The organism is Streptomyces sp. NPDC005722 (genome assembly GCF_040630935.1).
Classification (GTDB): domain Bacteria; phylum Actinomycetota; class Actinomycetes; order Streptomycetales; family Streptomycetaceae; genus Actinacidiphila.
In genome coordinates this window covers 1-9038 of sequence record NZ_JBEXYN010000092.1, presented here as the reverse complement: position 1 = coordinate 9038, position 9038 = coordinate 1, and the positions used below count along the sequence as shown (strand labels likewise).

The window sequence follows — 9038 nt, the reverse complement described above, 5'->3', positions numbered from 1 at the left end:
TCCTCGGGCGTCGCCTCCGCCAGGAAGTCGTCGACCCCCGCCTCGTCGGCGATCGCCTTGGCCGTCAGCGGGTTGTCACCCGTGATCATGACCGTACGGATGCCCATCCGCCGCAGCTCGTCGAACCGCTCCCGCATACCCTCCTTGACGACGTCCTTGAGGTGGATCACGCCGAGCACCCGGGCCGCGCCGTTCTCCTTGGCGGCCACCACGAGCGGCGTGCCGCCGGACTGCGAGATGCGGTCGACCAGCGACTGCACCTCCTCGTCCGTCCGGCCGCCGTTGTCGGCGACCCAGGCGGTCACCGCGGACGCGGCGCCCTTGCGGACCTGGCGGCCGTCGACGTCGACGCCGGACATGCGGGTCTGCGCCGTGAAGGGCACGAACTCGGCGTGGCCCAGCTCGCCTTCGTGACGCTCGCGCAGCCCGTACTTCTCCTTCGCCAGGACGACCACGGAACGGCCCTCGGGCGTTTCGTCGGCCAGCGACGACAGCTGCGCGGCGTCGGCCAGTTCGGCGGCGGTGGTGCCCTTGACCGGCAGGAACTCCGAGGCCTGGCGGTTGCCGAAGGTGATGGTGCCGGTCTTGTCGAGCAGCAGGGTGTTGACGTCGCCGGCGGCCTCGACGGCGCGGCCGGACATGGCGAGCACGTTGCGCTGCACCAGGCGGTCCATGCCCGCGATGCCGATCGCCGACAGGAGCCCGCCGATGGTGGTCGGGATGAGCGCGACGACGAGCGCGGCGAGGATCACGATGCTCTGCTCGGCGCCCGCGTAGATGGCGAAGGGCTGCAGGGTGACGACGGCGAGCAGGAAGACGATGGTCAGCGAGGCGAGCAGGATGTTCAGCGCGATCTCGTTGGGCGTCTTCTGCCGGGCCGCGCCCTCCACCAGGGCGATCATCCGGTCGATGAAGGTCTCACCGGGCTTGGAGGTGATGCGTACGACGATCCGGTCGGACAGCACCTTGGTGCCGCCCGTCACCGCGCTGCGGTCACCGCCGGACTCCCGGATGACCGGCGCCGACTCACCCGTGATCGCCGACTCGTCGACCGAGGCGACTCCCTCGACGACGTCGCCGTCACCGGGGATGATCTGCCCGGCCTCGACGACGACGTGGTCGCCGAGCTTCAGCCCCGAGGCCGGGACCTCCTCTTCGAAGGCCGAGGTCGTGCCGGGCCGCCAGTCGGTGAGCCGGCGGGCGACGGTGTCGGTCTTCGTGCGGCGCAGGGTCTCGGCCTGCGCCTTGCCGCGGCCTTCGGCCACGGCCTCGGAGAGGTTGGCGAAGACGACGGTCAGCCAGAGCCACACGGTGATGACCCAGGCGAAGATGCTCGGGTCCTTGATCGCCGAGAGGGTGGTCAGGACGGCGCCGACCTCGACCACGAACATGACCGGGTTCTTGATCATGACCCGCGGGTCGAGCTTCCTGACCGCGTCAGGCAGCGCCGTGAGGAGCTGCTTCGGGTCGAGCATGCCGCCGGAGACCCGGTGCGGCTGCTGAGGCTCGGTCGGGGCGCCGCCCGGCGAAGCGGGGGGTTCGAGGGTGGTCAGGGACATCAGGACAGACCTTCCGCGAGCGGACCCAGCGCCAGCGCCGGGAAGTAGGTGAGGCCGACGACGATCAGGATCACGGCCGTCAGCAGGCCGACGAACTGCGGCCGGTGGGTGGGCAGGGTGCCGGCCGTGGCGGGCACCGGCTGCTGCCGGGCCAGGGAGCCGGCCAGCGCCAGGACGAAGACGATCGGCAGGAAGCGGCCGAAGAGCATGGCCAGGCCGAGCGCGGTGTTGTACCAGTCGGTGTTGACGGTGAGACCCGCGAAGGCCGAACCGTTGTTGTTGGCGGCCGAGGTGAAGGCGTACAGCACCTCGGAGAAGCCGTGCGCACCGGTGTTGAGCATCCCGGCCCGCTCACCGGGCAGCGCCATGGCGAGGCCCGCGCCGATCAGCACGATCGCCGGGGTGGTGAGGATGTAGAGGGAGGCGAACTTCATCTCCCGGCTGCCGAGCTTCTTGCCCAGGTACTCCGGGGTGCGGCCGACCATCAGACCGGCCACGAAGACCGCGATGATCGCCAGGATGAGGATGCCGTAGAGGCCCGAGCCGGTACCACCGGGGGCGATCTCGCCGAGCATCATGTTGAAGATCGTCATCCCGCCGCCGATCGGCGAGTACGAGTCGTGGAAGGAGTTGACCGCGCCCGTGGAGGTGAGGGTCGTCGACACCGCGAACAGGGCCGATCCCCACACGCCGAAGCGCTGCTCCTTGCCCTCCATCATGCCGCCCGCCACGTGACCGGCCTGGCTGCTCACGCTGTGCAGCTCGTTGACGGTGACGATGGCGACGGAGGCCGCCCAGATGACGCCCATCACGGCGATGATCGCGTAGCCCTGGCGGTTGTCGCCGACCATGCGGCCGAACGTGCGCGGCAGGGAGGTGGCGATCACCAGCAGGAGGTAGATCTCCAGCCAGTTGGTGAAGGCGTTGGGGTTCTCGAAGGGGTGGGCGGAGTTGGCGTTGTAGAAACCGCCGCCGTTGGTGCCCAGCTCCTTGATGACCTCCTGGGAGGCGACCGGACCGCCGGTCAGGCTCTGGTGGTCGCCGATCAGGGTCGAGACGGAGTCGACGCCGTGGAAGTTCTGCACGGCGCCGCCCGCGACCAGCACGATGGCGAAGACGAAGGCCAGCGGGAGCAGCACCCGCACGACGATCCGCGTGAGGTCCACCCAGAAGTTGCCGACGCGGTCGGTCTTCTTGCGGGTGAAGCCCCGGATGAGGGCGGCGACGACGGCGATGCCGACGGCGGCCGACACGAAGTTCTGCACCGCGAGGCCGGACATCTGCACCAGGTGGCCCATCGTGGACTCACCCGAGTACGACTGCCAGTTGGTGTTGGTGACGAAGGACGCGGCCGTGTTGAAGGACACGCCGGGCGTCACGGCGGGCATGCCTATGGAGAGCAGCAGGTGGTTCTGCAGCCGCATGAAGCCGTAGAGGAACATGACGGAGACGGCCGAGAAGGCCAGCACGCTCCGCAGGTAGACGGACCACTTCTGGTCCGCGTCGCCGTCGACCCCGCCGAGGCGGTAGGCGAAGCGCTCGACGCGCAAGTGCTTGACGGAGGTGAGGGTGTGGGCGATGTGGTCGCCCAGCGGCCGGTAGGACAGGGCCAGCGCGCCGACGAGCGCGAGGATCTGGAGCCAGCCCGCGAGGGTGTCGTTCACTAGAACTTCTCCGGGTAGATCAGCGCCAGCACCAGGTAACCGACCAGGGCCACGGCGACGACGAGTCCGACGACGTTTTCGACGCTCACAGCCGCTCCGCCCCCTTGGCCACGAGGCCGAGCACGGCGAAGACGACGACGGTGAGGACGATGAAGGCCAGATCTGGCATGCGGAGACACCCCGGTGATCGAGTGGGGACGATGGCCGCGTACCCGGGCGGGCCCGCGGCGCCGGTGAAGGACCGGTGTACGTAGCGAAGCGCCCCGGGGTGCCCCCCACGGGGTTCGTTAGCGGGTTCCTGACGCGGCCCCGGAGCGGCTTGACGCCACTTTGACGCCCGCCCGTCCGAACGGGTGACGGGCGGGGCGGGGGTCTCCTGCGCGGGCTCCGGCGCGGGCGGCCGGGGGCGCCGGGGCCCGCCGGTCAACGGCGACGGCGCTGCGTACCGCCGCCGGGGCCCGCCGGCAGGGCAGACCGGGGCCCGGCGGTGAGGAGCGGGGTCAGAACCGCACGTAGACGTTCTTGGGCTGGGTGTAGGACTCCAGCTCCTGCATGCCCTCCTCGCGGCCGACGCCCGAGTTCTTCACACCGCCGAAGGCGGCTCCGGGGAGGTGCGACGAGCTGGCGTTCACCCACACGTAGCCGGCCCGCAGGTCGCGGGCGGCGGCCAGGGCGGTGTGCAGGTCGGTGGTCCAGACGCTGGCCGTGAGGCCGTACGGCAGGGCGTTGGCCTCGGCGATCGCCTGGTCGTACGAGTCGAAGGGCGCCGCCACCAGCACCGGGCCGAAGATCTCCTCCTGGAAGAGCGGCCCGGAGGGGCCGGCGGGGGCGGCGAAGAGGGTGGGCCGGACGTAGTAGCCGGGGCGGTGCAGGGCGCTGCCGCCCGCGACGAGGCGCAGGGCGGGGTCGGAAAGCCCCGCGCGGATGTAGGAGGTCACCTTGCGGTAGTGCTCCGCCGAGACCAGGGGCCCGATGTCCGTCGCGGGATCCGCCGGGTCGCCGAGGCGCAGGGCGTCCATGCGCCTGCCCACCTCGGTCACCACGGCCTCGTACAGAGAGCGGTGGACGAGCAGCCGCGAGGTGGAGCCGCAGCTCTGGCCCTGCCAGGTGAAGTTCATGCCCGCCATCGCGCCGTCGACCGCCGCGTGCACGTCGGCGTCGGCGAAGACGATCAGCGGGTTCTTGCCGCCCAGTTCGAGGGTGACGGTCTTGACCGCGCCGCTCGCCGCGCGCGCCTGGACGCGGCGTCCCGTGGCGGAGGAACCGGTGAACGCGATGCGCGGGACGTCCGGGTGGGTCACCAGCCGTTCGCCGGCCTCGGCGCCGAGGCCCGGCACGACGTTCAGCACCCCGGGCGGGACGATGCCGGCGGCCAGTTCGCCCAGGCGCAGCGCGGACAGCGGGGTCGCCTCGGCGGGCTTGAGGACGACGGCGTTGCCGGCGAGGAGCGGTGCGGCGATGCGGGCGGCCGCGAACAGCAGGGGGTGGTTCCAGGGGATGATCCGTCCGACCACGCCGAAGGGGTCGCGCAGCGTGTAGTCGAGGGAGTCGTGGTCGGCCATGGGGACGGTCTCGCCGCGCAGTTGCAGGGCGAGTCCGGCGAAGTAGCGCAGTTGGGCGACGGCGGCGCGGAAGTCGGCCCGCATGACCCCGATCGGGGTGCCGTTGTCGAAGGTGTCGGTCCAGGCGAGTTCCTCGCCGTGCGTCTCGACCGCGTCCGCGAGCGCGGCCAGCACCCGTGCCCGGTCCGTCACGGAGGTGGCCGCCCAGCCCGGCGCGGCCCTCAGCGCCGCCTCGACCGCGGCGTCCACGTCCTCGGCGCCCCCGAGGGGTACCCGGGTCACGACCGTCTCGTCCGCGGGGTTGACGACGTCCAGGGTGGCGCCCGTGGCCGCTTCGGTCGCCGCACCGCCGATCAGCATGCGCCACGGGCGGTCCACGATCTCGCCCGCGGTCGGCCGTGCGCCGGTGGCGCCGTACGGATTCGACAGCTCCGAAATTCGCATACAGTCCAGGTTTGCACCAATATGCAATGCTTATGGTGATTGAATGTTTTATATCGGCAAACAGCACGTATAGCGCAGCCCAAGGAACCGCCACGTGGGCGGGTGGCCGACTCAGCCGTCCAGCCAGCCGCGTTCGCGCGCGAGGAGGGCGATCTGGAAGCGCGTCCGGGCGCCGAGGGCGGTGCCCGCCTCGCTGACGTGCTTCTGCACCGTGCGGCGACTCACCCCCAGCACCCGGGCGATGGCGTCGTCCTTCATGCCCGTGGCCATGAGGTGCAGGATCTCCCGCGTCCGTTCGTCGGTCTCGACCGGTTCGCGCTCGCGGCGCGCGACGGGCCAGTCCTGGCGGCTCTCCAGGGAGACCGGCGTCGCGCGCTCCCAAATGCCCTCGAAGAGCGCCACGCACACCGCGATCAGGGCCGGGGAGTGCACCACCAGTGAGCCCGCCGAGGGCCGGTCGCCGTGCAGCGGGAGCAGGGCGGTGGTCCGGTCGAAGAGCGCCAGCTTGACCGGGAGCCGTGTGCCGAGGCGGAATTCACCGCCCACCGCGGTCCCCCGGATCGCCGTCTCCAGGGACACCTCGTCGGTGAAGCCGTCGGCCTCGTACACCGAACGCAGCCGCACTCCCGGTTCGACCGCGGTGCGGTCGGGGTCGCGGTGCCCCGAGTCGTCCGCGGTCCCCGTCACGTAGGGCGGTTTGGCCAGGTGCAGCACCTCGCTCCGGCTGCCCTTCAGCAGGTGCGCGTAGCGGGCGGCGACCTCGTCGCCGTGCTCCAGGACCTCCACCAGGTCGGGCGCGCCGGGACGCGCGGCGGAGCGGTAGAGCTCGTCGAGCTGCTCCATGAACAGCTCCGTACGGGCCAGTTCGCTCCGTCTGCGGGCCAGCAGCGAACCCAGGGACGAGCGCGGCGGGCCGGCCTTCCAGCGCGGGGCCCCGCCGGGGATGCGGATGACCAGCAGTTCGTCCTCGAGGCCCCGCAGCGCCCGCTCGGCCTCGCCGGCGGAGGTGCCGACCGCCTCGGCCACCGCGGCGGCGTCCGCCGTGGGACGGCCCACCAGGTACTCCAGGACCCGGGCGCCCAGGGGGTCCAGCCCCGTCCCCGCCCAAGGACCTCCCGACCAGACATCCATGCCGCCTGCCACCCCTGTACCTCCGCGCCGGCTCATGATCGTACGCCTCGCGGAACGGCCGGCGGGGGCCCGGCCCGGCGTGCGCCGGGCCGGGCCCCCGTCGGGGTGGTGCGGTGTCGCGGCCGCTCAGCGGCAGGTGCCCGCGGGGCGGGCCCGGGTCACCAGGTCGGTGTCCGTGGTGGTGGTGTCCATCCACAGGACGCGGCTGCCGGTGCCCGCGGCGGCGTTCGACTGCTGGCCGTGGCTGCAGGAGACCCGGCCCAGCGGGGCGCCCTGCGGGGTGAACTGCCAGAGCTTGGCGAGCGAGTCGTTGTAGTCGTCGAAGACCTGCGAGAACGAGGCGTACAGGGTCAGCGTGACCGCCGTGTCCGACGCCGTGAGTCCGTACGCCCGGACGGGGTTCGGGCCCTTCTCCGCGATGACGTCGGTGACCGCGGAGCCGTCGAGGGACGCCCGGCGCAGGGTGGTGAAGTCGTCGTCGGTGTAGTCGGTGTCGATGAGCCAGTACACGCCGGCCGCGGTGATCACCGGGGTGCTGATCCACTCCGGCTGCGAGGGCGTGCCCAGGGCCGTGGTCCTGCCGGTCCTGGTGTCGAAGACCTCCACGACGACCCCGTAGGCGCCGTCGAACATGCCGTCGTGGATGTACGCGATGCGCCCGTCCTTGACGGCGGGTTCGGCCGCCTGGTTGTAGTCCCGGCCGAGCGGCACCTCACGCGGCGTGGTGTCGCCGCCCTTCAGGTACAGCACCCGCTGCAGCGAGGTCGCCTCGTCGCGGCGGGACCAGGCGACCGTGTCGCCGTCCACGCTCAGTCCGCTGATCTCCGTGCCGGTGCTGTAGAGGGTCTTGACGGGGCCGCCGCCGACGGGCGCGGACAGGATGTCGTACGTGTGGGCCCACGGGTCGTCGCCGGGGGCGTCGCCGACCGCCACCCAGACCACGCGCCTGCCGTCGGTGACGGGGCTGAGGTGCGAGCGCCCGTCGACCGGAGAGATCCTGCGGGGCTTGCCCTTGCCGTCGGTGCGGCCCGTCCACACGGCGTACGGCTCGGTGCCGTCCGCGCCGGCCGACCTGGGGGCGGCCCACCAGTCCCCGCCCGCGCTGGGGGCGTTGCCGGTGCCGACGAACGACATCAGGGTGCCGAGGCGGCCGAGCAGGACGTCGCTGTCCAGGCCGAGGGCCTTCTCCCAGCCGGGGACGATGCCGTGCGCCTCGAAGGCCCGCTTGACCTTCGCCATGCGGTCGCCCTTGACGTGCAGCGACTTCGCGGCCGCGAGGACCGCGTCACGTCCCTCGTCGAAGCCGTCGAGCGGGGTGATGTAGGAGGTGAGCGCCTTGTAGACGATCTTGTCGGCGAGTTCGCCGCCCAGGCTCTCGCGGATGTCCCACAGCGCGCCGCTGAAGATCGTGGAGTTGACGTGCACTCCGCCGTTGTCGTACGAGGAGCCGAGGGGCAGCCCGAGGAAGCCCTTCGTGGTGGCGCCGTCGTTGAGGTCGCGGAACGCGCAGTCCTTCGGCGCCAGCGTGCGGCAGAGGTCGCCGCCGATCAGGCTCGCCTCGGGGTCGGTCATCGGGGTGCGGTTGACGGTGACGTCGATGACGTTGCCGAAGTAGTCGGCGACGGCCTCGTTCATGGCGCCGGACTGGCCGGCGTAGACCAGGTCGGCGGTGTGCTCGACCACGCCGTGGGTCATCTCGTGGCCGACGACGTCCAGGTCGGAGGCGAGCGAGCGGTACTCGTCGTCACCGGTGCCGTAGACCATCTTGGTGTGGTCCCAGAAGGCGTTGACGAACGGCGAGCCGAAGTCCGTCACGCCGACGAGGGAGTTGATGGCCATGCCCTTGCCGTCGAGGCTGTCGCGGTCGAAGGTGCCGCGGTAGAACTCGTAGACCTTGCCGGCCGCCCAGTGGGCGTCGACCGCGCCGCTGTCGGTCATCTCCTGCGGCGCCTTCGTGGTCGGCATCGCGAACGGCACGACGCTCTCGGGCCACTGGCCCGACACGTCCTGGTACCAGACGCTGGAGGCGTCCCAGGTCTGGATGACGTTGTGGCTCTTGCTGCCGGCCATGTGCGCGCTGTCGCGCAGCAGGTACTGGCCGGTGGCGGCGTCCTTGGTGAGGTTCAGCGGCACCGTCGCGCCGTGCAGGAGGACCCCGCTGCCGACGACGCCCGCCGATCCGCTCGCGGGAGCGGCGGGAGCGCCGTCCCGCATCGAGGTGCCGCTGCGCATGGACGTGCCGCTGCGGTGCGCGGCGGCGCCGGAGGCGGCCGGGGCGAAGGTGGGCAGGCCGCCGTACTCGAAGACCGCGACGCCGGTGGCGGCGTCGACGTAGACCTCCTGGACCACGGGCGCACCGGTCGCCGGGTCGCTGCCGCGCACGGTGACGTGGCGGGCCAGCACGCCCTTGCCGTTGGGCAGCACGGTCAGCCCGCGGTCCGTGCCCGTCAGGCCGGCCTCGGCACCCTTGGAGTGCGCAGGGCGGTACCCGCCCCTCGCGAGTTCCTCCCGCACCTGCCGCACCGCGTTCTGAACCGCTGTGGGGGCGGGGAGGGTGGGGTGGGTGGTGTCGAGGTCGAGGGCGGTGAAGTAGGTGCCGGAGGTGCCGGTGACGGTGCGTTGGCCGTTCTTGTGGGTCATGCGGACGATGTACTGGGCGCCCAGGACGGGGATGCCGT

The 9038-nt window shown here is 71.8% G+C and carries 6 protein-coding genes; all 6 read right to left on the bottom strand.

Annotated features, from left to right (window positions below; translation table 11 throughout):
* The coding region (gene kdpB, locus ABZ479_RS41225) for a potassium-transporting ATPase subunit KdpB (RefSeq protein ID WP_500466385.1) at positions 1-1559 on the bottom strand (1559 nt) is incomplete at its 3' end.
* Complete coding sequence (gene kdpA, locus ABZ479_RS41220) at positions 1559-3223, bottom strand: potassium-transporting ATPase subunit KdpA (protein ID WP_500466384.1); 1665 nt, start codon at positions 3221-3223, stop codon at positions 1559-1561. The genes kdpA and kdpB, both read right to left, overlap by 1 nt.
* Positions 3223-3312, bottom strand: a complete 90-nt coding sequence (kdpF, locus tag ABZ479_RS41215) for a K(+)-transporting ATPase subunit F (protein ID WP_361812010.1) — start codon at positions 3310-3312, stop codon at positions 3223-3225. The genes kdpA and kdpF overlap by 1 nt, the downstream gene beginning before the upstream one ends.
* 411 nt (positions 3313-3723) lie before the next feature.
* Complete coding sequence (locus ABZ479_RS41210) at positions 3724-5229, bottom strand: aldehyde dehydrogenase family protein (RefSeq protein ID WP_500466383.1); 1506 nt, start codon at positions 5227-5229, stop codon at positions 3724-3726.
* A 111-nt stretch (positions 5230-5340) separates the two neighbouring features.
* Positions 5341-6360, bottom strand: coding sequence for a helix-turn-helix transcriptional regulator (locus ABZ479_RS41205; RefSeq protein WP_500466382.1), 1020 nt, complete (start codon positions 6358-6360; stop codon positions 5341-5343).
* Between the two features lie 126 nt (positions 6361-6486).
* Positions 6487-9038 (bottom strand): M4 family metallopeptidase (locus ABZ479_RS41200; RefSeq protein WP_500466381.1); only part of this gene is annotated, 2552 nt, incomplete at its 5' end.

Coding starts and splice junctions, on each gene's coding strand:
- ABZ479_RS41210 (WP_500466383.1), bottom strand. CDS start 5,229: ATGCGAATTTCGGAGCTGTCGAATCCGTACGGCGCCACCGGCGCACGG.
- ABZ479_RS41205 (WP_500466382.1), bottom strand. CDS start 6,360: ATGGATGTCTGGTCGGGAGGTCCTTGGGCGGGGACGGGGCTGGACCCC.